The 25,330-nt window shown below is 60.4% G+C and carries 23 protein-coding genes, 2 tRNA genes and 3 pseudogenes; 17 read left to right on the top strand and 11 right to left on the bottom strand.

The genetic code is table 11. The features are described 5' to 3' along the window. The first annotated feature begins 13 nt into the window (after positions 1 to 13). The 4 genes and pseudogenes from phrB (at position 14) to ACM6J5_RS12545 (ending at position 2,741) form a co-directional block, all read left to right on the top strand. Complete coding sequence (gene phrB, locus ACM6J5_RS12560; protein WP_414928610.1) at positions 14 to 1,456, top strand: deoxyribodipyrimidine photo-lyase; 1,443 nt, start codon at positions 14 to 16, stop codon at positions 1,454 to 1,456. Between the two features lie 2 nt (positions 1,457 to 1,458). Continuing rightward, positions 1,459 to 1,557 (top strand): annotated as a pseudogene (locus tag ACM6J5_RS12555) (nuclear transport factor 2 family protein); the annotation flags it as partial. Further along, positions 1,554 to 2,336, top strand: coding sequence for an SDR family NAD(P)-dependent oxidoreductase (locus ACM6J5_RS12550; RefSeq protein ID WP_414928609.1), 783 nt, complete (start codon positions 1,554 to 1,556; stop codon positions 2,334 to 2,336). The pseudogene ACM6J5_RS12555 and the gene ACM6J5_RS12550, both read left to right, overlap by 4 nt. A gap of 99 nt (positions 2,337 to 2,435) precedes the next feature. Next, positions 2,436 to 2,741, top strand: a complete 306-nt coding sequence (locus tag ACM6J5_RS12545; RefSeq protein WP_007981864.1) for a YkgJ family cysteine cluster protein — start codon at positions 2,436 to 2,438, stop codon at positions 2,739 to 2,741. Positions 2,742 to 2,863: 122 nt separating this feature from the next. Here ACM6J5_RS12545 and ACM6J5_RS12540 read toward each other — a convergent pair whose 3' ends face one another. The 6 genes from ACM6J5_RS12540 to hemA all read right to left on the bottom strand — a co-directional run bounded on the left by ACM6J5_RS12540 (position 2,864) and on the right by hemA (position 8,237). Beyond that, positions 2,864 to 3,382, bottom strand: coding sequence for an acyloxyacyl hydrolase (locus ACM6J5_RS12540; protein ID WP_095945280.1), 519 nt, complete (start codon positions 3,380 to 3,382; stop codon positions 2,864 to 2,866). 122 nt (positions 3,383 to 3,504) lie between these two features. Next, on the bottom strand, positions 3,505 to 4,296 hold the full coding sequence (gene murI / locus ACM6J5_RS12535; protein ID WP_095945279.1) for a glutamate racemase: 792 nt from the start codon (positions 4,294 to 4,296) through the stop codon (positions 3,505 to 3,507). After that, positions 4,289 to 5,044 (bottom strand): molybdopterin-synthase adenylyltransferase MoeB, encoded by a 756-nt coding sequence (locus ACM6J5_RS12530; protein WP_414928608.1) that lies wholly within the window; start codon positions 5,042 to 5,044, stop codon positions 4,289 to 4,291. Before ACM6J5_RS12530 ends, murI begins: the two co-directional genes overlap by 8 nt. Further along, positions 5,038 to 5,868, bottom strand: coding sequence for a peptide chain release factor N(5)-glutamine methyltransferase (prmC, locus tag ACM6J5_RS12525; RefSeq protein ID WP_095945277.1), 831 nt, complete (start codon positions 5,866 to 5,868; stop codon positions 5,038 to 5,040). Before prmC ends, ACM6J5_RS12530 begins: the two co-directional genes overlap by 7 nt. Continuing rightward, positions 5,869 to 6,951, bottom strand: coding sequence for a peptide chain release factor 1 (gene prfA, locus ACM6J5_RS12520; RefSeq protein ID WP_223461123.1), 1,083 nt, complete (start codon positions 6,949 to 6,951; stop codon positions 5,869 to 5,871). Next, positions 6,948 to 8,237 (bottom strand): glutamyl-tRNA reductase, encoded by a 1,290-nt coding sequence (gene hemA, locus ACM6J5_RS12515; protein WP_414928607.1) that lies wholly within the window; start codon positions 8,235 to 8,237, stop codon positions 6,948 to 6,950. The genes prfA and hemA overlap by 4 nt, the downstream gene beginning before the upstream one ends. A 235-nt stretch (positions 8,238 to 8,472) precedes the next feature. Here hemA and ACM6J5_RS12510 point away from each other — a divergent pair, with 235 nt between their 5' ends. The 8 genes from ACM6J5_RS12510 to ychF all read left to right on the top strand — a co-directional run bounded on the left by ACM6J5_RS12510 (position 8,473) and on the right by ychF (position 15,390). Then, on the top strand, positions 8,473 to 10,197 hold the full coding sequence (locus tag ACM6J5_RS12510) for a tetratricopeptide repeat protein (RefSeq protein ID WP_095945274.1): 1,725 nt from the start codon (positions 8,473 to 8,475) through the stop codon (positions 10,195 to 10,197). Between the two features lie 4 nt (positions 10,198 to 10,201). Beyond that, entirely contained in the window at positions 10,202 to 10,819 is a 618-nt protein-coding gene (gene lolB, locus ACM6J5_RS12505; RefSeq protein ID WP_095945273.1) for a lipoprotein insertase outer membrane protein LolB, read from the top strand. Between the two features lies 1 nt (position 10,820). After that, positions 10,821 to 11,672: a 4-(cytidine 5'-diphospho)-2-C-methyl-D-erythritol kinase gene (ispE, locus tag ACM6J5_RS12500; RefSeq protein WP_095945272.1), complete on the top strand. Its 852-nt coding sequence runs from the start codon at positions 10,821 to 10,823 to the stop codon at positions 11,670 to 11,672. A 36-nt stretch (positions 11,673 to 11,708) separates the two neighbouring features. Continuing rightward, positions 11,709 to 11,783, top strand: a tRNA-Gln gene (locus ACM6J5_RS12495). Positions 11,784 to 11,829: 46 nt separating this feature from the next. Beyond that, positions 11,830 to 12,771, top strand: a complete 942-nt coding sequence (locus ACM6J5_RS12490; protein WP_003208392.1) for a ribose-phosphate pyrophosphokinase — start codon at positions 11,830 to 11,832, stop codon at positions 12,769 to 12,771. A gap of 142 nt (positions 12,772 to 12,913) precedes the next feature. After that, positions 12,914 to 13,513: a 50S ribosomal protein L25/general stress protein Ctc gene (locus tag ACM6J5_RS12485; protein WP_095945271.1), complete on the top strand. Its 600-nt coding sequence runs from the start codon at positions 12,914 to 12,916 to the stop codon at positions 13,511 to 13,513. Between the two features lie 169 nt (positions 13,514 to 13,682). Further along, positions 13,683 to 14,267, top strand: coding sequence for an aminoacyl-tRNA hydrolase (pth, locus tag ACM6J5_RS12480; protein ID WP_095945270.1), 585 nt, complete (start codon positions 13,683 to 13,685; stop codon positions 14,265 to 14,267). A gap of 22 nt (positions 14,268 to 14,289) precedes the next feature. Beyond that, a complete protein-coding gene (gene ychF / locus ACM6J5_RS12475; protein ID WP_218426638.1) occupies positions 14,290 to 15,390 on the top strand; it encodes a redox-regulated ATPase YchF in 1,101 nt (366 codons plus the stop codon). A 115-nt stretch (positions 15,391 to 15,505) separates the two neighbouring features. Here the strand turns inward: ychF and ACM6J5_RS12470 are convergent, their stop codons facing one another. Beyond that, positions 15,506 to 16,723, bottom strand: a complete 1,218-nt coding sequence (locus tag ACM6J5_RS12470; protein ID WP_150672438.1) for an MFS transporter — start codon at positions 16,721 to 16,723, stop codon at positions 15,506 to 15,508. Between the two features lie 335 nt (positions 16,724 to 17,058). On the opposite strand from ACM6J5_RS12470, the gene ACM6J5_RS12465 reads away from it, so the two are divergent. Next, entirely contained in the window at positions 17,059 to 19,116 is a 2,058-nt protein-coding gene (locus tag ACM6J5_RS12465; RefSeq protein ID WP_095945267.1) for a methyl-accepting chemotaxis protein, read from the top strand. A gap of 15 nt (positions 19,117 to 19,131) precedes the next feature. Here the strand turns inward: ACM6J5_RS12465 and ACM6J5_RS12460 are convergent. After that, positions 19,132 to 19,350: pseudogene (locus tag ACM6J5_RS12460) on the bottom strand (LysR substrate-binding domain-containing protein); the annotation flags it as partial. Here ACM6J5_RS12460 and ACM6J5_RS12455 point away from each other — a divergent pair. Both ACM6J5_RS12455 and ACM6J5_RS12450 read left to right on the top strand, forming a co-directional pair. Next, positions 19,351 to 19,473, top strand: a pseudogene (locus ACM6J5_RS12455) (hypothetical protein); the annotation flags it as partial. It lies immediately after the preceding pseudogene. Positions 19,474 to 19,542: 69 nt separating this feature from the next. Continuing rightward, a tRNA-Met gene (locus ACM6J5_RS12450) sits at positions 19,543 to 19,619 on the top strand. Positions 19,620 to 19,765: 146 nt separating this feature from the next. Here ACM6J5_RS12450 and ACM6J5_RS12445 read toward each other — a convergent pair. After that, positions 19,766 to 20,869 (bottom strand): DUF2817 domain-containing protein, encoded by a 1,104-nt coding sequence (locus tag ACM6J5_RS12445; RefSeq protein WP_150672439.1) that lies wholly within the window; start codon positions 20,867 to 20,869, stop codon positions 19,766 to 19,768. Between the two features lie 166 nt (positions 20,870 to 21,035). Between ACM6J5_RS12445 and ggt the strand changes: the two genes are divergently transcribed. Further along, the gene (ggt, locus tag ACM6J5_RS12440; RefSeq protein ID WP_414928606.1) at positions 21,036 to 22,868 is read left to right on the top strand and encodes a gamma-glutamyltransferase; all 1,833 of its coding nucleotides are present in this window, start codon (positions 21,036 to 21,038) and stop codon (positions 22,866 to 22,868) included. 206 nt (positions 22,869 to 23,074) lie between these two features. Then, positions 23,075 to 23,446, top strand: a complete 372-nt coding sequence (locus tag ACM6J5_RS12435; protein WP_095945264.1) for a helix-turn-helix domain-containing protein — start codon at positions 23,075 to 23,077, stop codon at positions 23,444 to 23,446. Between the two features lie 57 nt (positions 23,447 to 23,503). On the opposite strand, the gene ddlA is transcribed toward ACM6J5_RS12435, so the two are convergent. Together ddlA and ACM6J5_RS12425 are read right to left on the bottom strand one after the other, a co-directional pair. Beyond that, positions 23,504 to 24,598 (bottom strand): D-alanine--D-alanine ligase, encoded by a 1,095-nt coding sequence (gene ddlA, locus ACM6J5_RS12430; protein ID WP_414928605.1) that lies wholly within the window; start codon positions 24,596 to 24,598, stop codon positions 23,504 to 23,506. 47 nt (positions 24,599 to 24,645) lie between these two features. Further along, entirely contained in the window at positions 24,646 to 25,245 is a 600-nt protein-coding gene (locus ACM6J5_RS12425; RefSeq protein WP_414928604.1) for a flavin reductase family protein, read from the bottom strand. Between the last annotated feature and the right edge of the window lie 85 nt (positions 25,246 to 25,330).

The following is a 25,330-nucleotide window of genomic DNA, read 5'->3' as shown; positions in this document are numbered from 1 at the left end:
CGTGGACACCAAAATGCAATTGATCTGGCTGCGCAGTGACTTGCGCCTACATGACAACACCGCCCTCTCGGCTGCCGCGGCTCGCGGCCCGTGCGTGGCGGTGTATCTGCTGAGTCCGGAACATTGGCTGGAACACGACGATGCGCCCTGCAAAGTGGACTTCTGGCTGCGTAACCTGCGCGAGTTGAGCCGCGAACTGGGTGAACTGAACATTCCCCTGCTGATCCGCCAGGCATCGCGTTGGGATGACGCACCCAGCGTATTGCTGAACCTGTGCCGAGAGTGGCAGGTCGACGCGTTGCACCTTAACGAGGAATACGGCATCCATGAGTCCCGTCGTGATGCAGCAGTTGCCCGGACGCTACAGGCCGAAGGCATCGAAGTTCGCCGCTACCTCGATCAATTGCTGTTCAAGCCCGGGAGCGTGCTGACCCGGACCGGCACTTACTTTCAGGTCTTCAGCCAGTTCCGAAAAGTCTGCTACGAACGACTGCATCACTCGCTGCCCAACCTGGTCCGCGCACCGCACAAACAAGCGCCGCTGAACATTGCCGGCGATACGATCCCCGCAAGTATCGAGGGTTTCGCAACGCCCGATGACAACCTGCGCAGCCTGTGGCCGGCTGGCGAGACCGAAGCCCGGCATCGCCTCGACCATTTTGCCGATGCGCAGATCGATCACTATCAAAGCGAACGCGATTTCCCGGCAAAAACCGGCACCAGTCAGCTTTCGGCCTATCTGGCCGCCGGAGTGATTTCTCCCCGCCAATGCCTGCACGCCGCCTTGAACAACAATCAGGGTGAATTCGAAAGCGGCAAGACCGGCGCCGTCACCTGGATCAACGAACTGCTGTGGCGCGAGTTCTACAAACATATCCTGGTGGGCTACCCACGGGTTTCCCGGCACCGCGCGTTTCGTCCGGAAACCGAAGCGCTGGCCTGGCGCAACGCCCCCGAAGAACTGGCCGCCTGGCAACAGGCGCGTACAGGCTTGCCGATCATCGACGCCGCCATGCGCCAACTGCTGGTAACCGGCTGGATGCACAACCGCCTGCGCATGGTGGTGGCGATGTTCCTGACCAAGAACCTGCTGATCGACTGGCGCGAAGGCGAACGCTTTTTCATGCGTCACCTGATCGATGGCGACCTGGCGGCGAACAATGGTGGCTGGCAGTGGAGTTCCTCCACCGGCACCGACTCGGCGCCTTACTTCCGGATTTTCAACCCGCTGAGCCAGTCGGAAAAATTCGACCCCGAAGGCGTGTTCATCAAGCAATGGCTGCCGGAACTGGCCGGCTTGAATAAAAAAGACGTGCACAACCCCGCCATTCTCGGCGGCCTTTTCGGTGTTGTGGATTACCCTTCACCGATCGTCGACTTGAGTACTTCCCGTACGCGTGCGTTGATGGCATTCAAAAACCTGCCCTCGCGGCAATACGCCGCCGTTGGGTCATAAATTACCGCCACCGGGATGACTTCGATGCCGGGGCTTTGCATTATGAACATTTACCCGAATTGGGCCGGGCAATTACCCGGTTGAAAAGGAGATTGGGATGAGTCGTACACTCGCACGACGATACTGGCTGACCGGTGCAAGCAGCGGCATCGGTGCTGCCCTGGCCGAAGAAATCCTGAAAACCGGTGCGCACCTGGCCGTCAGTTCGCGCAACGTGGCCCCCCTGAAAGACTTGTCGCTCCGTTACCCGGGGCAAGTGCTTGTGGTTGCCGGAGACCTGACCAACAGCCAGACCGTACGCGAGATCGGCGAGCGGATTGCCGAAGACTGGGGCTCGCTGGACACCGTGATACTCAACGCCGGCACCTGCGAGTACGTGGATGCCAAACAGTTCGATGCGTCGATTGTGGAGCATGTGGTGCGTACCAACCTGCTGGCCAGCAGCTATTGTATCGACGCCGCTGTGCCTTTGCTGCGGGCCGGCACCGCACCGCATATGATCGCCATGGCCAGTACGGTGACTTACCTGCCGCTGCCCAAGACAGAAGCCTATGGCACCTCAAAGGCCGGACTGCGTTACCTGTTGGAATCCCTGCGCATCGACCTGGCCCCTGAAGGCATAGAGCTCACAGTGATCAACCCCGGGTTTGTCGAAACGACGCTGACGGCGAAGAACGAGTTTTCCATGCCCTTGAGCTGGCCGGTGGAGAAAGCTGCTCGGCACATCTTCGAAAAACTCAAGGAGCGCCCGCTGGAAATCGCTTTCCCGGCAGCGTTCATGGCCACCCTCTGGCCACTCGCCAAATGGCCGGAGCAAGTGAAACTGGAGATCGGCAAACCCATGGTGCGCGGCCAGCCACCGATCAAGGATCAACCCTGAAAATCTCCATTATCGGTAGCGGCATCCGGGACGTTCCGATACTTGAGCGTCCGTCAGACCTTTCACACAGCACCCGGTGACTGCCTTACACTGCGCGCCATGAAAACCATCCCCCATACGCAAATCGCGGAACCCGCGGTCACCTGCTCGACCTGCGCAGCCTGCTGCTGCCAGCTCGAAGTCATGCTGATCACCGATACGGGTGTGCCTGAACGGTTCATCGATACCGATGACTGGGGCGGGGAAGTGATGCTGCGCCTGGATGACGGCTGGTGTGCCGCGCTGGATCGCAACACGATGATGTGCACCATCTACGAAAAACGCCCACTGATCTGCCGGGAGTTCGAAATGGGCGCACCGGAGTGCATCGACGAACGCCAGGGGATTTCGACGGCGTATCGCTGAACGGGAAAACAACACAGCTCCTGTAGGAGCGAGCCTGCTCGCGATTGCGGACTGTCAGCCAACTAAGCTGGCAACTGACACACCGTCATCGCGAGCAGGCTCGCTCCTACAGGGGGATGCAATTACAACGGCAACGTGTAATGCAGCGAATAGCTTTCTACACCGTCGTTGGAACTGGCGAGCCCTGCGTTGGAATAGTGCGTCGCGCGGACCCCGACTTCGTGGCCGCCATTGAAGCGCAGACCAAAACCGAACCGGTCTTCAAACTGGAAAGAACTGCCCAGGTTGTTGTCTTCGATTCGCGTATTGGAGAACGCCGCCACACCAATGCCTGCTTCAACGTAGGGCTTGACGTTCTGGCCGGCAAACTCGTAAACGAATACCGGGGAGAAAGACAGGCTGTTATTGCTGGAGGTCTTGTCGCCTTCCCAGTAGGTGTAGGCGCCGCTCCAGTAACCGGTCAGACGACCAACGTCACTCTGCCACCAGCTCTGGTCCCAATCGAATTGCATGCCCAGTCGATACGTCATGGTCGAATCGCTGGTCTGACCAACCGCGAACTCCACACCTGCCGCCTGCGCGGTAAAAGTGTGCCCCATCAGTGCGGCCGCAATCGCGGCCAAGCAGAATAGTCGCTTCACTTGAAACTTCCTTTTGTGAACGATTTCGTATGGTTTTTTTGTTGCCAAACCCTGCAAAACTATAGAAGTCAGCGATTTATCAGAAGTTCACCCGACTCTTCGTATTCCCCCCGGACAGCCTTCTACCTGTTGAAGCTTCGCACAACACCAGAGGTATTCCACAGTATCGGCAAGATATTTCTGAAATGTAGCGGATCAGCGCTGGTCCAGAACTGCGCTTCACGGACCGGGCCCTCGGCGAGCAGCTCGCCTTCGGCCAGCAGACGTTGAAGTTGCCGTGCGACGGCGGCACCGGTGTCGATCAGGCTGATGTCATCGGGGATCATCTGCCGCAGCAACGGCTTGAGAAAGGGGTAATGGGTACAGCCGAGAATCAGGGTGTCCGCGCCGGCGGCCAGCAGTGGCCGAACATACCCGGCCAACAGCTGGCGCAACTCGGAGCTGCCCAGGTCGCCGCTTTCAATCAGCTCCACCAGCCCGGGACAGGGCTGGGTGATCACTTTTACGTCCGTGGCGAAGCGGTCGAGCAATGCGGCGAACTTGGCGCTCTGCAAGGTACCGGTGGTGGCCAGCACCCCTACCACGCCAGAGCGGGTTGCGGCGGCGGCCGGCTTGACTGCCGGCTCCATGCCGACGATAGGCCATTCTGGATAGTCGCGACGCAAGTCGGCGACACCGGCCACCGTCGCCGTGTTACACGCCAGCACCAGGGCTTTGGCGCCCTGTTGCCGAAAGAAGTCGGCCATCACGCTGCAACGGTGCTGGATAAATTCCGGAGTTTTTTCGCCGTAGGGAATATTCCCGCAGTCGGCGACATACAACAGAGACTCATTGGGTAGCAATCGCTGGATCTCGGCCAGTACCGAGAGCCCGCCGACACCGGAGTCGAACACGCCAATCGGCGCTTCACGCATGTTTCGACCCACAGACGTTGCAACCCGGATCGCGCTTGACCCGCAACTCACGGAAGCGCGTGCCCAAGGCATCGATCAACAACAGGCGCCCCACCAGCGGCTCGCCGAATCCGGCCAGCAACTTCAGTGCTTCGAGCGCTTGCAGACTGCCGACCAGCCCCACCAGCGGACCGACCACACCGGCCTCGCTACAGGTCAATTCGGCTTCACTGCCGTGCCCGTATAAACAGTGGTAGCAAGGACTCTCCGGCCGACGCGGGTCGAACACCGACAGTTGCCCTTCGAGGCGAATCGCCGCGCCGCTGACCAGCGGTTTGCCGGCCAACACGCACGCGGCATTGACTGCTTCACGGGTGGAAAAGTTGTCAGAACAGTCGAGGACCAGATCCACCCCGGCCACCACGGCGGCCAGGGAGTCTTCGTCCAGCGCCGCACGATGGGCGATCAGCTGGATCTCGGGATTGATCGCGCTCAGACGCTTGATTGCCGAATCGACCTTGGTCATGCCGACGCTGTCGGTGTCGTGAATGATCTGGCGTTGCAGGTTCGTCAGGTCGACCGTGTCGAAGTCCGCCAGGTGCAGCTCGCCAACGCCGGCTGCCGCCAGATACAGCGCCACTGGCGCGCCAAGGCCGCCAAGACCGACGATCAATACGCGGCTTTCCTTGAGCCGCAACTGGCCGTCGATATCAATGTGTTGCAGCAGAATCTGCCGGCTGTAACGCAGCAACTCCTGATCATTCAGCACGGCAGGCGCCCCAGACTGATGCGTTGGTGACCGCCCAGATCGGTGCGGCTGTGGACTTCTTCAAACCCCCGGGTCAGCAGCAAATCGCGGACCGCCTCGGCCTGATCATAGCCGTGTTCGAGCATCAGCCACCCACCCGCCTCCAGATGATCCGGCGCCTGGGCGACGATCAAGCGCAGATCGTCGAGCCCGTCGACACCCGCCACCAGGGCGCTGGCCGGTTCGAAGCGCACATCGCCCTCGACCAGATGCGGATCGGCCGCTGCGATGTAGGGCGGATTGCTGATGATCAATTGAAAACGCTGGCCTTCCAGGGCGCTGAACCAATGGCTGCTCAGCACGGTGGCGTTGTTCAGGTGCAGACGCTGGCGATTGCGCTCGGCCAGAGCCACGGCTTCCAGCACGCGATCCACGGCAGTGACGTTCCAGGCCGGACGCTCGCTGGCCAGGGCCAGAGCGATGGCGCCGCTGCCGGTGCCAAGGTCGAGCACTTTGGCGGGAGTGGCCGGCAACAGTTCCAGCGCGGCTTCCACCAGCAGCTCGGTGTCCGGGCGCGGGATCAACGTATGCGGCGCCACTTCCAGGTCCAGCTTCCAGAAGCCCTGCTGGCCGAGGATATAGGCCACCGGCTCACCGCCGCGGCGGCGCTGCAAATATTCGGCGAACGTCAGTGCCGCTTCACTCGGCACGATGCGCTCCGGCCAGGTGTGCAGGAAACTGCGGGACTTGCCCAAGGCCGCCGCCAGCAGCAGTTCAGCATCCAGACGCGCCGTCGGCGAGTCAGGTAAATCGGCGGCGCGCAACAAACTGGCAATGATCGTCATTTACTCACCTATCGCTGCCAGTTGATCGGCCTGGTACTCGGCCAGCAACGGCTCGATCACCGCCTCGACGCCGCCGGCGAGAATCTCGTCGAGGGAATACAAGGTCAGGTTGACCCGGTGGTCGGTGACCCGGCCCTGGGCAAAATTATAGGTGCGGATGCGCTCGGAACGGTCGCCGGAGCCGACCAGCAACTTGCGCTCGCTGGCGATGGCGTTGGCTGCGGCGCTGGTCTGCTGATCGTTCAGCTTGGCCGACAACCAGGACATCGCCCGGGCGCGGTTCTTGTGCTGCGAACGCTCTTCCTGGCACTCGACCACGATGCCGGACGGCAAGTGCGTGATACGGATCGCCGAGTCGGTCTTGTTGACGTGCTGGCCACCGGCGCCGGAGGAGCGATAGGTGTCGACGCGCAGGTCAGCCGGGTTGATCTCGATGGCTTCCTGTTCGTCCGGCTCGGGCAGTACCGCCACGGTGCAGGCCGAGGTGTGGATGCGGCCCTGGGACTCGGTCGCCGGAACCCGCTGCACACGGTGCGCGCCGGATTCGAACTTCAGTTTGCCGTAGACGTTGTCACCCTCGACCCGGGCAATCACCTCTTTATAGCCGCCGTGTTCACCCTCGTTTTCCGAGAGGATCTCCACCCGCCAGCCACGACGCTCGGCGTAACGCGAATACATGCGGAACAGGTCGCCGGAGAAGATCGCCGCTTCGTCACCGCCGGTACCGGCACGGATCTCGAGGAACACGTTGCGTCCGTCGTTCGGGTCCTTGGGCAGCAGCATGCGTTGCAGATCGGCTTCGAGCGTGACCAGGCGTTCCTTGGCCTCGCGGACTTCTTCCACGGCCATTTCACGCATGTCCGGGTCGCTGTCCTTGAGCAGTGCCTGGGCGCCTTCGAGGTCGTCCTGCACTTTCAGCAGTTCTTTATAGACGCCCACGATCGGTTCAACTTCCGCGTACTCCTTGGAATAGGTGCGGAACTTGTTCTGATCGGAAATGACCTCGCCGTCGCCCAGCAGGGCAGTCAATTCCTCGAAACGGTCCTGGAGGATATCCAGCTTATTGAGCAGTGACGCTTTCATTGCGGTTTTTTATCCGAAAAGCTATCCGATGAGCCCTCACCGAGGGCAAAGAGTTCCTGGGCCATCGCCAGCGCATCCAGGCGACCTTCGGCAGAGAGCTTTTTCAACTGCACGCTCGGTGCGTGCAACAGTTTGTTGGTCAGCCCGCGGGCCAGTTGCACCAGCACCTCTTCGGCACTGGTGCCGTTGGCCAGCATGCGCTGGGCCTTTTGCAATTCCTCGTCACGCAGGCGTTCGCTCTGTTGACGATAGGCCTTGAGCACGTCCACCGCCGCCAACTCGCGCAGGCGGACCATGAAATCTTCGGCGCCGACCGAGACCATCTCTTCGGCGGCCTGGGCTGCGCCCTGACGGCTCTTGAGGTTCTCGGCGACCACTTCGTGGAGGTCGTCGACGCTATAGAGGTAAACGTCGTCCAGCTCGCCGACTTCTGGCTCGATGTCGCGGGGAACAGCGATATCCACCATGAAGATCGGTTTGTGCTTGCGCAGTTTCAAGGCGCTTTCCACTGCACCCTTGCCCAGGATCGGCAACTGGCTGGCGGTGGAACTGATGACGATATCGCTGCGCACCAGTTCTGCCGGAATATCCGACAACAACACCGCATGGGCACCGAACTGTTCGGCCAGGATGCTCGCGCGCTCCAGGGTACGGTTGGCGACGACGATGCGCTTTACACCCAGGTCATGCAGATGGCGGGCGACCAGGGTGATGGTCTCGCCGGCGCCGATCAACAAGGCCTGGCTGCGTTGCAGGTCGCTGAAAATCTGTTTGGCCAGGCTCACCGCGGCAAACGCCACCGACACCGGGTTCTCGCCGATGGCCGTGTCGGTGCGCACCTGCTTGGCCGCATTGAACGTGGCCTGGAACAAGCGCCCGAGCAATGGCCCGATAGTCCCGGCCTCGCGGGCCACGGCATAGGCGGATTTCATCTGGCCGAGAATCTGCGGTTCGCCCAACACCAGCGAGTCGAGCCCGGAAGCCACCCGCATCATGTGACGAACTGCCGCATCATCTTCATGCACATAGGCGCTTTCGCGCAGCTCGTCGTAGCTCAAATGATGATATTCGGCCAGCCAGCGCAGCACGATCTCCGCCGACAGGTGATCCTGTTCTATATAGAGTTCACTGCGATTGCAGGTGGAGAGGATCGCAGCTTCGCGGCTGTCGGTGAGTCGGCAGAGCTGCTGCAAGGCCTCAACCAGCTGCTCAGGGGTAAAAGCCACGCGCTCGCGGACGTCTACTGAAGCAGTCTTGTGGTTAATACCGAGTGCAAGGAAGGCCATTCAAAGTCGCTGATTGTGACGTGAAGCCGGTAATTGTCCTACTTCGACGGAATCAGAACAACTACTCGATATCTATTGCGCCATCAGGCGCTGCCGCGGGTTGCGAGCAGTTCTCGTTTACACGACCATCAGGGTGATCCGGATCGGGTTGGCAGGTAAATTGCCGGGCCGGTTATGTTTGGCCGAAAGCTTGTGTCATGATGATCCGACCGCAGGTTAGTCGTCCTCTTCCTATATGAATAGATCCTCCGCGTTGCTCCTCGCTCTTGTCTTCCTCAGCGGCTGCCAGGCCTTGGCACCCGTTTCGTCGGACGGTGCGCCGCCGGTTGAAGACAGCACCCCGGCCCCTGAAAAGCCCAAGGTCTACAGCTCATTCAGCGAGGAAACCATCTATAGCCTGTTGAGTGCCGAACTGGCTGGCCAACGCAATCGTTTCGACATTGCTCTGGACAACTATGTGACCCAGGCCATCAATACCCAGGATCCGGGCATCTCCGAGCGGGCATTTCGTATCGCCGAATATCTGGGCGCCGATCAGGCAGCCCTGGATACCGCGCTGATCTGGGCCAGGAACGCCCCCGACGACCTCGAAGCGCAACGCGCCGCCGCCGTGCAACTGGCTCGCGCCGGGCGTTATGACGACTCCATGGTCTATATGGAGAAAGTCCTGCAAGGCAAGGGCGACACCCATTTCGACTTCCTTGCGCTGTCCGCGGCCGACACCGACCAGGACACCCGCAATGGCTTGATGCAAAGCTTCGATCGTTTGTTGCAGCGTCATCCGGACAACAGCCAGCTGATTTTCGGCAAGGCCTTGCTGATGCAACAGGACGGCGACGCCAAAGGCGCGTTGAAGCTACTGGAAGACAATCCGCCGGAGGACGGCGAAATCGCGCCGATCCTGCTGCGCGCGCGGCTGTTGCAAACCCTGAATCGCGGTGACGAGGCCTTGCCGCTGCTGCAAAAAAGCATCAAGAAATACCCGGACGACAAGCGCCTGCGCCTGACTTACGCGCGGATGCTGGTTGAACAGGACCGCATGGACGACGCCAAGGCCGAGTTCTCGAGCCTGGTCCAGCAATACCCGGAAGACGACGAACTGCGTTACTCCCTGGCACTGGTCTGCCTGGAAGCCAAGGCCTGGAACGAGGCCAAGGGTTATCTTGAAGACCTGATCGCCCGCGAAAGCCACGTCGACTCGGCGCACCTGAACCTCGGCCGCATCGCCGAAGAACAGAACGACCCGCAAGGCGCGCTGATCGAGTACGCCAAGGTTGGCCCGGGCAGCGACTACCTGCCGGCGCAATTGCGTCAGGCCGACATCCTGATCGACAACGGCAGGACCGCCGAAGCCCAACGCAAACTGGCGGCAGAGCGCGACGAGCAACCGGATTACGCGATCCAGTTGTACCTCATCGAAGCCGAAACCCTGTCCGCCAACAATCAGGGCGACAAGGCATGGAACGTTCTGCAACAAGCCTTGCAGCAATATCCGGACGATTTGAACCTGCTCTACACCCGCGCCATGCAGGCGGAAAAACGCAATGACCTGGCGCAGATGGAAAAAGACCTGCGCACGATCATCAAGCGCGACCCGGACAACGCCATGGCATTGAACGCCCTCGGCTACACCCTGTCCGACCGCACCACGCGCTACGCCGAAGCCAAGGCCCTCATAGAACAGGCGCACCAGATCAGTCCGGAAGACCCAGCGGTACTCGACAGCCTTGGCTGGGTGAATTACCGCCTGGGCAATCTCGACGAAGCCGAGCGCCTGCTGCGCCAGGCCCTGGAACGCTTCCCCGACCAGGAAGTCGCCGCTCACCTGGGCGAAGTCCTGTGGGCCAATGGCAAACAGCGCGAAGCGAAACAAGTCTGGGGCAAGTTCCTCAAGGAACAGCCTGACAGCCCGACCTTGCGCGGCACCATCAAACGCCTGACCGGATCAGAGACTCTTTAAGATTATGTTTTTGCGCCATTTCATCGTTTTCAGTTTTATCGCCCTGCTCGCCGGTTGCGCAGGCCTGGGTCCCCGCGAATCGGTCGTGGGTCATGGCAACGCCACCCAATGGCGTGAGCACAAACAACAGCTTGCGGGCCTTGATGGCTGGCAGATCGACGGCAAAATCGGCATTCGCGCACCGAAAGATTCGGGCAGCGGCACGCTGTTCTGGTTGCAGCGCCAGGATTACTACGACATTCGCCTGTCCGGACCACTGGGCCGCGGCGCGGCTCGCCTTACCGGACGTCCGGGCAAGGTGTCGCTGGAAGTCGCCAACCAGGGGCGCTACGACGCGCCGAACCCGGAAGTGCTGCTCGAAGAACAGCTGGGCTGGAAATTGCCGGTGTCCAACCTGGCCTGGTGGGTGCGCGGGCTCCCGGCTCCGGACAGCAAAAGCCGCCTGACCCTGGACGGCGACAGTCGTTTGGCCAGTCTCGAACAGGACGGTTGGCAGGTCGAATACACCGAATATACCCAACTGAACGGTTACTGGCTGCCCGAACGGATCAAACTGCATGGCACCGACCTGGATGTCACGCTGGTGATCAAGACTTGGCAACCGCGCAAATTGGGGCAGTGAAATGCCAGACAATCGCCTGACGCTGCCCTCGCCGGCCAAACTCAATTTGATGCTGCACATTCTGGGTCGCCGTGAAGACGGCTACCACGAACTGCAAACGATGTTTCAGTTTCTCGATTACGGCGACGAAATCACCTATGCCCTGCGCGACGACGGTGTCATTCAATTGCACACCGAATTCCCGGGCGTCCCCCACGACAGTAACCTGATCGTCAAGGCCGCCAGAAAACTTCAGGAGCAATCCGCTTGCTCGCTGGGCGTCGATATCTGGATCGAAAAGATCCTGCCCATGGGTGGTGGCATCGGTGGCGGCAGCTCGAATGCGGCAACGACATTGCTGGGTTTGAACCATCTGTGGCAATTGGGCTGGGATGAGGATCGCCTGGCCGGGCTGGGGTTGACGCTGGGCGCAGACGTCCCGGTTTTCGTACGTGGCCACGCGGCTTTCGCCGAGGGCGTGGGGGAGAAACTGACCCCTGTCGACCCGGAAGAACCGTGGTATCTGGTGCTGGTGCCGCAAGTCTCTGTAAGTACGGCAGAAATTTTTTCAGATCCGTTGTTGACACGTAACACTCCTCCCATTAAAGTGCGCCCCGTTCCCAAGGGAAACAGTCGAAATGACTGCTTGCCGGTGGTAACAAGGCGTTATCCAGAGGTACGTAACGCTTTGAATTTGTTAGGTAAATTTACCGAAGCAAAACTCACCGGAACTGGAAGTTGTGTGTTTGGGGGCTTCCCAAGCAAAGCTGAAGCTGATAAAGTCTCGGCCCTTCTTACAGAGACCCTTACAGGGTTTGTAGCAAAAGGAAGCAACGTTTCGATGTTGCATCGCAAGCTGCAAAGTCTGCTCTAAAGGAACCGATTACTGGGTAATCGTTGCAACAGATACAGGGGCGTCGCCAAGCGGTAAGGCAGCAGGTTTTGATCCTGCCATGCGTTGGTTCGAATCCAGCCGCCCCTGCCATTTTCCTATACTCATCCAGGTTACCCTCAGCCTTCAGGTACTGCGCGTGTCCAAGATGATGGTCTTTACGGGGAACGCTAACCCCGATCTGGCTCGGCGTGTCGTACGTCAGCTGCATATCCCTCTCGGTGACATCTCTGTCGGTAAATTTTCCGACGGCGAAATTACCGCCGAGATCAATGAAAACGTTCGCGGTAAAGACGTTTTCATTATTCAGCCGACTTGCGCTCCGACCAACGATAACCTGATGGAACTGGTAGTGATGGCTGATGCCTTCCGCCGCTCCTCGGCTACTCGTATCACTGCTGTTATTCCTTACTTTGGTTATGCCCGTCAGGATCGCCGTCCGCGTTCCGCACGTGTGGCTATCAGCGCGAAAGTCGTCGCTGACATGCTTACCGTAGTCGGCATCGACCGTGTTCTCACGGTTGATCTGCATGCTGACCAAATCCAGGGTTTCTTCGATATTCCGGTAGATAACATCTACGGCTCCCCGGTTCTGGTGGATGACATCGAAGATCAGCGCTTCGAAAACCTGATGATCGTGTCCCCGGACATTGGCGGCGTCGTGCGTGCACGTGCAGTTGCCAAATCCCTGGGCGTGGATCTCGGGATCATCGACAAACGCCGTGAGAAAGCCAATCACTCTGAAGTGATGCATATCATCGGTGATGTCGAAGGGCGTACCTGTATTCTGGTCGATGACATGGTCGATACCGCCGGCACCCTGTGCCACGCGGCCAAGGCCCTGAAAGAGCATGGCGCTGCCAAGGTTTTCGCCTACTGCACACACCCTGTGCTGTCGGGTCGGGCGATCGAAAACATCGAAAATTCCATGCTGGACGAACTGGTGGTGACTAACACCATCCCGTTGTCCGCTGCTGCACAAGCCTGCTCGCGTATCCGTCAACTGGATATCGCGCCGGTAGTTGCCGAGGCGGTTCGCCGCATCAGCAATGAAGAATCGATCAGTGCGATGTTCCGCTAAGGGCCCTGCCCTTCTCGAAATGTCTCGTTGACGAAAAGCGCCCCGCCCCGGCATTCCTGTCGGGGCGGGGCTTTTTTGCCCATATCGCCTTTAGCGCTGGTCGCAAACGCTGGGGCGAATGTGGTTATTTTGGAGATACAACATGAACGATTTTACCCTGAATGCTGAAGTGCGTTCCGACCTGGGGAAAGGTGCGAGCCGCCGCCTGCGTCGTCTCGCCGCCCTGGTTCCAGCTGTAGTTTACGGTGGCGAAAAAGCCCCTGAATCCATCAGCATGCTGGCCAAAGAAGTTGCCAAACTGCTCGAAAACGAAGCGGCTTACAGCCACATCATCGAGCTGAACATTGGTGGCACCAAGCAGAACGTCGTGATCAAAGCCCTGCAACGTCACCCGGCCAAAGGCCACGTGATGCACGCTGACTTCGTACGCGTAGTCGCTGGCCAGAAACTGACCGCTATCGTTCCAGTGCACTTCATCAACGAAGAAGCACCGACCAAGAAAGGCGGCGAAATCTCGCACGTTGTTGCCGAGATCGAAGTTTCCTGCCTGCCGAAAGATCTGCCTGAGTTCATCGAAGTCGACCTGGCTAACGCTGAAATCGGTTCGATCATTCACCTGTCGGACCTCAAGGCTCCTAAAGGCGTTGAGTTCGTGGCCCTGGCACACGGCGATGACAAGGCTGTTGCCAACGTCCACGCTCCACGTGTTGCTCCAGAAGCTGCAGAAGGCGCTGCAGAGTAATATTACTCTGTACGCCGGAGTGACCGGAAACATCGCGGACTAGAGCATAGCGAGAAAGCGGGCGAGAACGCGGAGTTTACATCATGGTAAATGAGCTATTTTCGTCCACTTTCGCCGCTCTCCCTGATTGCGGCGATGTTATCCACCACTCCAAGGAAGGGCCCCTATCGTGACTGCCATCAAACTGATCGTTGGCCTGGGAAATCCAGGCGCTGAATACGAACAGACCCGGCATAACGCAGGGGCCCTTTTTGTTGAGCGCATCGCGAACGCACAAGGCGTGAACCTTGTGGCGGACCGCAAATATTTCGGCCTGACCGGGCGCTATTCGCATCAGGGTCAGGATGTTCGCCTGCTGATTCCCACCACGTACATGAACCGCAGCGGCCAGGCCGTAGCGGCACTCGCCGGGTTCTTCCGCATCAAGCCTGAAGAAATCCTCGTGGCGCACGACGAACTCGACCTGCCACCGGGCGTTGCCAAACTCAAACAGGGCGGCGGCCATGGCGGTCACAACGGGTTGCGCGACATCATCGCGCAACTGGGCAATCAGAATACCTTCTACCGCTTGCGGCTTGGCATTGGCCACCCGGGCGTTGCCAGTATGGTTTCAAATTTCGTCCTGAGTCGTGCGCCACGCGCCGAACAGGAAAAACTCGATGCCAGCATCGACTTTGCCCTCGGCGTGCTGCCGGATATCCTCGCCGGGGAATGGAACCGCGCGATGAAAAACCTGCACAGCCAGAAGGCCTGACTTTTACCCGAGGGGAAACACCATGGGATTCAATTGCGGCATCGTCGGCCTGCCTAACGTCGGCAAGTCCACCCTGTTCAACGCCCTGACCAAATCCGGTATCGCGGCCGAAAACTTCCCCTTCTGCACCATCGAGCCGAACAGCGGTATCGTGCCGATGCCGGATCCGCGTCTGGATGCCCTGGCAGCCATCGTCAATCCAAAGCGCATCCTGCCGACCACCATGGAATTCGTCGACATCGCGGGCCTGGTCGCCGGCGCATCGAAAGGTGAAGGCCTGGGCAACAAGTTTTTGGCCAACATCCGTGAAACCGATGCCATCGCCCACGTGGTCCGCTGCTTCGAAGACGAGAACGTGATTCACGTCTCCAACAGCGTCGACCCGAAACGCGACATCGAAATCATCGACCTGGAACTGATCTTCGCCGACCTCGACAGCTGCGAGAAGCAACTGCAGAAAGTCGCGCGCAACGCCAAGGGCGGTGACAAGGACGCAGTGGTCCAGAAAGGCCTGCTGGAGCAACTGATCGCTCACTTCACCGAAGGCAAGCCGGCGCGCACTCTGATGAAGAACATGGGCGCCGACGAAAAAGCGGTGATCAAGGGCTTCCACCTGCTGACCACCAAGCCGGTCATGTACATCGCCAACGTCGCAGAAGACGGTTTCGAGAACAACCCGCTGCTGGACATCGTCAAAGCCATCGCCGAAGAAGAAGGCGCTGTGGTTGTACCGGTGTGCAACAAGATCGAAGCGGAAATCGCCGAGCTCGATGACGGCGAAGAGAAAGACATGTTCCTCGAAGCTCTGGGCCTCGAAGAGCCTGGCCTGAACCGCGTGATCCGCGCCGGCTATGAAATGCTGCACCTGCAGACCTACTTCACCGCCGGTGTCGAAGAAGTCCGCGCCTGGACCGTGCGCGTCGGTGCCACCGCACCACAAGCCGCTGGCGTGATCCACACCGACTTCGAAAAAGGCTTCATCCGCGCCGAAGTGATCGCCTACAACGACTTCATCCAGTACAAGGGCGAAGCCGGTACCAAGGAAGCCGGTAAATGGCGCCTGGAAGGCAAGGACTACATCGTCAAAGACGGCGACGTGATGCACTTCCGCTTCAACGTGTAAACCACACCGCCCAAAAAAAAGCCGCGTTTGATACGCGGCTTTTTTGTGCCTGAGATTTTCACCGTTCAACTGTAGGAGCGAGCAGGCTCACTCCTACACTGGGAAATGTGTTGGATCAGGACTTCTTCGTACGCGGCAGGAAGATCGCCAACACCCCGAACAACGGCAGGAACGAGCACAGGTAGTACACATATTCGATGCCGTGTGTGTCGGCCAGATGCCCGAGCAACGCCGCGCCAATCCCGCCGAAGCCGAACATCAGACCGAAGAACACCCCGGCGATCATCCCGACATTGCCTGGCACCAGTTCCTGGGCATACACAACGATGGCCGAGAATGCCGAGGCGAGGATGAAGCCGATGACTACGCTGAGGATGCTGGTCCAGAACAGGTCGACATGGGGTAGCAGCAATGTGAAGGGTGCAACGCCGAGGATCGAGAACCAGATCACCGCCTTGCGCCCGATCCTGTCGCCGATCGGTCCGCCAAAGAATGTCCCCGCCGCGACCGCGCCCAGAAACAGGAACAGGTGCAACTGCGAACTGGCCACCGACAGGTCGAACTTCTCGATCAGGTAGAAGGTGAAGTAGCTGGTGAGGCTCGACATGTAGAAATACTTGGAGAACACCAGCAACCCGAGCACCACCAGCGCACTGGTGACTCGGCCCTTGGACAGGCCGTGAGTCGCCGCCTGGCCTTGCTTGAGCTTGAACAGGTTCAAGTGGTTGGCGTACCAGCGGCTGATCCGATAAAGCACGAACAGCGCAAACACCGCGAACAGGCCGAACCAGGCCACGTGCCCTTGACCGTAGGGAATGATGATCGCCGCCGCCAGCAACGGGCCGAATGCCGAGCCTGCGTTACCGCCGACCTGGAAGGTTGATTGCGCCAGCCCGAAGCGCCCGCCCGAAGCCAGGCGCGCCACGCGGGACGCTTCCGGGTGGAAGGTCGATGAACCGATGCCGATCAGCCCCGCCGCCAACAGGATTAGCGGGAAACTGGCGACCACCGACATCATCAGAATGCCGACGAGGGTGCAGACCGTCCCCGCCGGCAACAACCACGGCTTGGGATGGCGGTCGGTGTAGTAACCGACCCACGGCTGCAGCAGCGAGGCCGTCAATTGGAACGTCAGAGTGATCAGGCCGACCTGGGTGAAGGTCAGGCCATAGTTGGCCTTGAGCATCGGATAGATCGACGGCAGCACCGACTGGATCAGGTCGTTGATCAAATGCGCCAGCGCTACCGCGCCAATGATGCGCATCACCAGGGGACTGCTTTGGGGCGTAGCGGACGCCGGCACTGAGCCGATCTGGGTGTTGCTGATAGCCATGGGAGTTTCCAAACCACAGGACGTACAAACGTGCAGGTGCGTCAATGTGCCATTTTTCAGTGCGACAACGCCATCCCCTTAGCCTGCTAACGACTTCGATTTTCATCGCCACAACCTTGATGGCGCAAAGCCATGGTCTGAATCTTGCCTTCCTTGTCGGCTTGAACGCGGATTCCTTACAAAGGAGACCGACAATGGGAAGTTTCGCTACAGAGTCGGCCTACAGAGCGGACAAGGGTGAACTTTCGAGGCCTTTTTAGAGGGCACGAGTCGGGGGGGGGCGACAACCTCCGACGCACGCCAAGAGTGCGTGGTGTCCAGAGGAGTCTTGGGGCATGCAGGCTTTTTTATCACCGGGGATCGGGCTGCTGGGGCGTTTTGGCTTCGCACGTAAATTCCAGCTGTTGTTTCTGCTGTTTATCCTGCCGCTGGCCGGCAGCCTGTGGATGATCGGCCAGGACTATCGCGACAAACTCAACCTGATCGCCGGCGAACGCGCCGGGGTGCGGCAACTGCTTGCGCTCGATGCGCTGGATGACCTGCTCGCCGCCCAGCGCGATCGCGCCGCCCGATGGCGCGCCACGGAAACCAATCGCCAGCCAACGCCGGCCACACTCGCCGCGATGGCCGCCTTCGATGCGGTTCAACCCGCCGTCAGCCAGGCCACTGCCGAACTGGGCAATGCCCTGCAAAAAGAAAACGTCGAGGGCGAAACCCTGACGCGCTACCAGGCCCTGCAAACCGCCCTCGGTGGCCTCGACTCAAAAAGCCTGAGCAATGTCGGCTGGTGGCCGGACGGCTATGATCGCTTCACCAACGCCTTGAGCGCCCTGCAAGCCTTGCGCGAGCAGATCGCCATGGACAATCGCCTGACGCTGGCGCCGTGGCTGGAAACCTACTTGCTGACGCAGATCTCCACCCAGCATGCGCCAGACCTGATCGAACGGGTCGGTCGGCTCGCGGCGGTGGGTCAGGCGTCGGTAGTGTCCGGGCAGTTCACCCTGCAAAGCCGTCTGCAACTGCGCGACTTGCGCAGCCGCATCGGCGATGCGCGCGAGCAGCTGGTGAAAACCGCAGGCCTGCTCGAAGCGCGTCTGCCCAGCGCCCTGCAAACCTGGGCCGGGCAATACCATGCCAGCCTCAAGCGCCTCGATGCAGGCCTGAAGGTGCTGGATGACGGCGTGTTCGGCGGCAGCATCAACCTCAAGCCGGAGGACTTCGAACGCAGTCTCGATGCCCTGCTCTCCGACCTCGCCTCGTTGCGCCAGCAGTCGCTGGTGTCGCTGGATCAACGCCTGGATTACTACCACGACTCAGCGATCCGCCAGTTCATTGTGGTGGCCGCCGTGTTGGGCTGCCTGCTGTTGGCCGCGCTGTATCTGTTCATCTGTTTGCAGGCTTCGATCCGCCGCAGCGCCAGCGGCATCACGGTGCTGGCCGAGGCCTTGCGCGATGGCAATCTGAGCCTGCAAGTGCCGGTTCAAGGCCGGGACGAGCTGGCAGTCATCAGTACCGCGCTGAACGTCGCCGTGGTGCAACTGCGCACCAGCCTGCAAGGGGTGGATCACGAAACCCTGCAACTGAGCAACGCGGTAAAAGCCCTCAACCATCACTCCAGCGACGCCCTGGGCGAAGTCGAAGCCCAGCAGTTGCAGATCAGCCAGATTGCCGCGGCGGCGACGCAACTGGCCGCCACCTCACAAGGGGTGGCCCACAGTTGCGAACAGGCGTCCGGCAGCGCCCAGCACACCCGGCGCATTGCCGCCGACAGCAGCCGTGACAGCCAGCGCACCACCGCGAGCATCCAGCAACTCAATCAACGCCTGAACGAGACCGCTGCGGCGCTGGGCCGGGTCAGTGAACAAGGGCAGCAGATTCAACTGGTGGTCGACACCATTCGCGGCGTCGCCGAGCAGACCAACCTGTTGGCACTCAACGCCGCCATTGAGGCAGCTCGAGCGGGCGAGCAAGGGCGTGGCTTTGCGGTGGTCGCCGATGAGGTGCGCAGCCTGTCGCAACGCACGCAATCGTCGACCGCACAGATTGCCGGCACGGTCGACAGCCTGCGCAACACCGTGAATGAGGCCGTCAGCCTGATGCAAGTCGCGTGCAGTCAGGCAGAGTCCGATGCACAAGCGGTCACCGGTCTCGGTGAACGGCTTGGGGAAATCGCCAGCGCGGTGCAGAGCGTCACCGATACCCTGGCGCAAATCGCCACGGCGGTGGAGGAACAGGCCAGTACCGCCGATGAAGTCAGCGGCAATATCCAGCAGGTCGATCAAGCGGCGGTGCGCTTGCTCGAAGGAGCCCGCGCAGTGAACCAGGCCGCGGACACCCTGAGCCACGGCAGCAAGGCCCTCAGCGACAACACCGGGCGTTTCCGTTTGAGTTGAGTCCGTCAGGACTTCTCAGGCGCGGATCACCGCCTCCGGGAAGTCCTGCTCCAGTTCGCTCTTGAGCCAGTCGATAAACCACGTCACGTCCGCCGAGAGCTCGGCGGACGGCGTCAGCACCCGATGGCTTTCCAGCTTCACTTGCGCGCCCACCACCCGCACCAGCTTGCCGCTATGGAGTTCTTCGCGCACCAGCACTTCGTTAGCCAGCGCAATGCCCTGCCCGCTTTCGACCAGGCCGACTTCGCTATCCTGCAATTGGCCCACGCATACGAACAGGCCAGCCGCTGGTTCCAGCGCTGCCCTTCACCGCTGCTCGGAAGGCTCGAATTTGCTAAAGAATTGATAAACGGTTGAAAGCGCAGAGAAATATTTTAGATTTGTGCTTGACGCATCCTCGTTACCGGTGAATAATGCGCGCCACTTGGCTACATAGCTCAGTTGGTTAGAGCATAGCATTCATAATGCTGGGGTCCGGGGTTCAAGTCCCTGTGTAGCCACCAAGTACTAAAAACGGCTTACCGCAAGGTAGGCCGTTTTTTTATGCCTGTAGGAACGAGCTTGCTCGCGATGGTCGTTAACGATAACGCGTGTTTACAGGTTAAACGCGGCGCTCTTGAGTCCATCGCGAGCAAGCTCGCTCCTACACCTACACCGTCGGCAATGCAGACAACGCCCGCTCCCAGATCTGCCACGTCCGTAACCAGACCATCGCCTGCCAATCGCTGTCGGCGGGATAGAACTGCTCAAGCAGATTCAGCTTGATCCCGCGCCCTGTTGCGTCATTCGGGTTGCCGTGCAGATGCAGCCAGTGATCATCGCGCAGATGACGGTGAACCTCCGGCCCCGGATAAGTCCCGCACTCAATGACAAACGGCATCAGCCGCACCTGCGGCAGCGCATCGATCAATGCCTGCGAGGTGTAGCCGGTGGCCGTTGCCGCCACGCCGGTTTCGCTCAGGGTGTCGGCACCGGTTTGCAGGCTGTAGAGCCACGGGCCATAAATCGCCTGCGCGTCCGCGAGCGCCGGGTAGGCAGACTCGGTGATGGTCAACAACATCGGATGACCGTACTCGCCAGCGCCCGTGTGCAAGTCGAAACACATGGCGACCTCGGCATGGGCCACGTGCGTTTGCACGATCCTGTGCAGCGTGAGGTTCGACCAGCTCGGCGCCAGCCCGCCGAAAAACAGGCCGTCGGGATGAGCATGCTGACCGCCCTCGACAATCGACATGACTGCCGGCCAGCCGTGCAGGCGAATCTGCTCGTCGAGCAAGGCATCGGCACGATCACGCTGCGGACCGTGCAACTGCGGGCAGGCATAGATTTCATGCAAGGCGTTGTAGGCCTGGTTGTCCGGCAGCGGGCGCTGGAAATCCAGGTGATTGCGGTTCAGGTCGATGTTGTCTTCATTGACCCGGCGCAACCACGCCATGCCCCAGGGGTTGATGGCATGGATCATGACCACGGCGACCTCCGCCGGCAGGGAGCGCTTGCCCAACTCCTGCAGCCATTTGATCTGGCAGCCCGAGCCATAGAAGCCTTCGACCCCGTGAGTGCCGCTCAACGCGATCAGCAGCCGCTTGGCGCCCGGATCACCCAGCACCGCCACATCGGTACTCAGAGGCTCGCCGAGCGGCCCTTTGAGCGGGTGTGGATACTCCGTCAGCGTTGCGCCTGCCGTGGTGGCTGCGGCCCGGAACTGTTCACGCTGGGAGCGATAGCTGGACTGGGTGGGGAACTCGGTTTGCATATCTGCCTCTTGTTGATTTTCCGGCCTGCCTGTTGGCCACGACCCTACAGAAAATCCCGCCATTGATGAAGGACAAAAACATCGGTGCCGCAGGCCCCGGTTTGCTTCCCTCCCGGTCGGCCGATAAAGTCGGCTGATCGTAGATCCAACGGACGGAGTACCCCACGTGTTCTCAACCTTTTCATTGCGCCGCTATCGCCTGCCCGCCCTGGCTCTGCTCGCCAGCGCCTTGACCCTTACCGCGTGCAACAACGCTTCGGTGCCGACGCTGCCACTCGCACCGGAAAGCGCTTCCGGTTTCCGCACCCACCTGCAAACTCAACACGCCGAGAAATACATGGCCGCGGCGGCCAACCCGCTGGCGGCCGAAGCCGGGCGGGCGATGTTGCGCCGGGGTGGCTCGGCCATCGATGCCGCGATTGCGATGCAAGCGGTGTTGACGCTGGTCGAGCCACAGTCTTCGGGCATCGGTGGCGGCGCATTGATCGTACTCTGGGATGGCAAGGCCGTGCGCACCTACGACGGGCGTGAAACCGCCCCGGCCGGCGCCACCGAGAAGCTTTTCCTGCAAGCCAACGGACAGCCGATGGCGTTCACCCAGGCGCAGATTGGCGGCCGCTCGGTGGGCACGCCCGGCGTATTGCGCGCCCTGGAGCTGGCCCATCAAAAACACGGACGCCTGCCCTGGGCGCAGCTGTTTGAACCGGCCATCCAGCTCGCCGAGCAAGGCTTCGCCATTTCGCCACGCCTGCACCAGTTGATCGCCGCGGATTCGTCCATGCCACGCTCAGCGGAAATGATGGCTTACTTTCGCAATGCCGATGGCAGCCCGAAAGCCATCGGTACAAACCTGAAGAACCCGGCATTGGCCGCCGTGTTCAAACGCATCGCCCATGAAGGCCCGGATGCCCTGTACAAAGGCCCGGTCGCCGAGGAAATCGCGGCCAAAGTGCAAGGCCACGCCAACCCCGGCAGCCTGTCCCTGACCGATCTCGCCAACTACCAGGCCAAGGAGCGCGCGCCGCTGTGCACCGACTACAAGCACTGGCAAGTCTGCGGCATGCCGCCGCCATCGTCGGGGGGAATCGCCGTGGCGCAGATCCTCGGCACGTTGCAAGCCCTTGAGACTCGCGACAAGCGTCTGGCGCTGGCACCGCTGAAACCTGTCAAGACCACGACCCCGGCCGGCATCGAACCCGCCCCGCAAGCCGTACACCTGATCTCTGAAGCCGAACGCCTGGCCTACGCCGACCGCGCTCAGTACGTCGCCGATACCGACTTCGTGCCCGTGCCGGTCAAGGGCCTGGTCGACCCGACCTACCTCGCCAGCCGCGCAGCCCTGATTGGCGAACGCAGCATGGGCACGGCCAAACCCGGCACCCCACCGGGCATCCGGGTGGCCTATGCGCCGGACCGTTCGCCGCTGCGGATTTCCACCTCGCAAGTGGTGGCCGTCGATGACGCAGGCGGTGCCGTGTCGATGACCACCACCATCGAGTCAGCGTTCGGCTCGCACATCATGGTTCAGGGTTTCATGCTCAACAACGAGATGACCGACTTCTCGTTCATCCCCGAGGAAAACGGGCAAAAAGTCGCCAATCGCGTCGAACCCGGCAAACGCCCGCGCTCCTCCATGGCCCCGACCCTGATCTTCGACCGCCAGAGCGGCGAATTCCTCGCCACCGTCGGCTCCCCCGGCGGCTCGCAAATCATCGAATACGTGGCCAAATCCACCATCGGCCTGCTCGACTGGAACCTCGATGCCCAAGCCGCCATCAACCTGCCCAACTTCGGCAGCCGCAACGGGCCGACCGAACTGGAACAGGGACAGTTCAGCCCGACGCTGATTCAGGCGCTGAAAGACAAAGGGCACAGCGTGAGCGAGATCGACATGACCAGCGGGACCCAGGCGATTGTTCGGGTCAAGGACGCCCAAGGCAAAGCGTCGCTGACAGGCGGGGCCGATCCGCGGCGTGAAGGGCAAGCGCTGGGGGATTGAGTCGTACGCGGGAATGAGAAAGGGCTTACCGGTGGGTAGGCCCTTTTTATTGGTAAAGCATCCAGGTCGCCTCGATCCCGCTGCTTTTTCCTACCCACAAACAATTGAGTCCTGGTTAGAATTTCCGCGCCGCGTACCTAAAATTTGTCGGCACTCACAAGCAGTACGACACGGTCGACGCTGATAACGTCGAAATGGAGTAACCCATGAACATTCATCCGATTCACACCGAAGAGGATTACCGCGCCGCTCTCAAGAGTGTCTCTGCACTGTTTGAGAATGAACCAGAAATTGGCACTCCCGAGGGAGATTACTTTGACATCATGATTACGCTGATCGAGTCGTATGAGTCGAAGCACTTCCCGGTCGACTTACCCAATCCTATCGATGCGATCAAGTTCAGAATGGAGCAGTCCGGGTTGTCCGCCGCCGATCTTGCGCCCGCCATCGGCCGCACAAATCGTGTTTATGAAGTACTCAATGGCAAGCGAGCGTTGACGCTTCCGATGATATGGAAACTGCACGAGCTGTTCGGGATACCCGCCCAGAGCCTGATCAAACCGGTCAAACACGCTTGATCAGGGTCGGCTCTTGTAATCATACCCACCGATAATACGGACGATGCAGAACTCCGCTTATCGACTGATCTTCAACCCCTGCCGAACATGGTGCTTTTCCAGCGCCAGCTCGATCAGTCGCGTCACCAGTTCGCTGTAGGTCATGCCGGTGGCCTGCCACAGTTTCGGGTACATGCTGATGCGGGTGAAGCCGGGCAGCGAGTTGATTTCGTTGATCAGCACTTCGCCGCTGTCGGTCAGGAACACATCGACACGGGCCAGGCCGGAGCAGCCCAGTACCTGGAACGCTTCGACGGCCAGGGCGCGAATCCGCTCGCTGGCCTCGACGCTGATTTTGGCCGGCACCACCACTTCAGCAGCCGTGTCATCGATGTATTTGCTGTCGTAGGAATAGAACCCGCTGCGCACCACGATCTCGCCGCAACCACTGGCGATGGCGTCTTCATTGCCGAGCACCGCGCATTCAATCTCACGGCCGCTGACGGCGGATTCGACCAACACCTTGGTATCGAAACTCAAGGCCAGTTCCACCGCTGCGGTGTATTCGGCCTCGTCGGCGACCTTGCTAACGCCCACGGAGGAGCCCTGGTTTGCCGGTTTGACGAACAGCGGCAAACCGAGCCGGGACTGAACCTCGGCAAACCCGGTGCGGGTCGCCGTGGCGCGGGTCAACGTCACGAACGGCGTGACGGCCAGGCCGGCATCGCGCAACAGGCGCTTGCTGATGTCCTTATCCATGCACACGGCCGAGCCGAGCACATCGGAGCCGACAAACGGCAGATCGGCCATGCGCAGCAGACCTTGCAGGCAACCGTCTTCTCCGAGGGTGCCGTGGACAATCGGGAAGATCACATCAACGTGACCGAGCATTTCCTGGCTGGAGGTTTCCACCAGTTGCTGACTGGCCTTGCCCGGCACCACGGCCAGTTCGCGGTTGGACTGGTTGAGGGCGATCAGCGCCGGGTTTTCCTGGTTCAGCAAAAAGTTGGAAGGGTCGTTGAGGTGCCAGTGGCCTTGTTTGTCGATGCCGATCAGCACCGGTTCGAAGCGTGAACGATCCAGCGCATCGACGATGTTTTTCGCCGACTGCAACGACACCTCATGCTCGGCCGAACGGCCGCCAAAGATTATCCCTACACGCAGTTTTTTCATCGCCCGGCCTCTTGGTGAATGTGCTTACAACTTGAATAGTCGAAACCTTACGGCTGCAAGGTCTTGCCGTCCACCGGCTCGCCAATGGTCAGGAAGTGCCCGCCCGCCACGTGGTGCAAGGTGCGCAAGGCATCTTGCCCTTCGAAGTGCCAGCGCCCTTCGCTGAACACGCGTTCGTCAGCCTGGGCGGCAATCACTTCGGCCAGGAACAGATCGTACTGCTGGTGATTGTTCGGCTCCGGCAACAGGCGACATTCCAGCCAGGCCACGCAGCCTTCGAGCATCGGCGCATCGACCGATTCGCCAATGAAGGTCTGCAAGTCGTAGGTTTCGAACTTGTCGCGCCCCTGGTCCCGGGTCAACTCCAGGCCGGAGGTCGAACCGACGGTTTGCACAATGTCGGCCTGGGCTGCGCAAGGAACGCTCAGCACAAAAGTGCCCGAGGCTTCCAGCAACTGGCGAGTCCAGGTGGACTTGTCCAGCACCACGGCAATTTTCGGTGGTTCGAAATCCAGCGGCATGGCCCAGGCTGCCGCCATGATATTGCGCTGGCCACCGTGGGCTGCGCTGACCAGCACGGTCGGGCCATGATTGAGCAGACGATAGGCCTTGGACAAGGGAACCGGACGGCGGTGGGAAACGCTCATGAATGTCTGCTCCTGGGGAAAGAGCAGATTGTAACGGGATAAAAACGCTGAAATGAAAGATCGCCAGTGGCGACCTTTTCATTCT

Origin of the sequence: Pseudomonas sp. IT-P74, from assembly GCF_949768175.1 — a bacterium.
Taxonomy (GTDB): Bacteria; Pseudomonadota; Gammaproteobacteria; order Pseudomonadales; family Pseudomonadaceae; genus Aquipseudomonas.
This window is presented reverse-complemented; position numbering and strand designations above follow the sequence as displayed.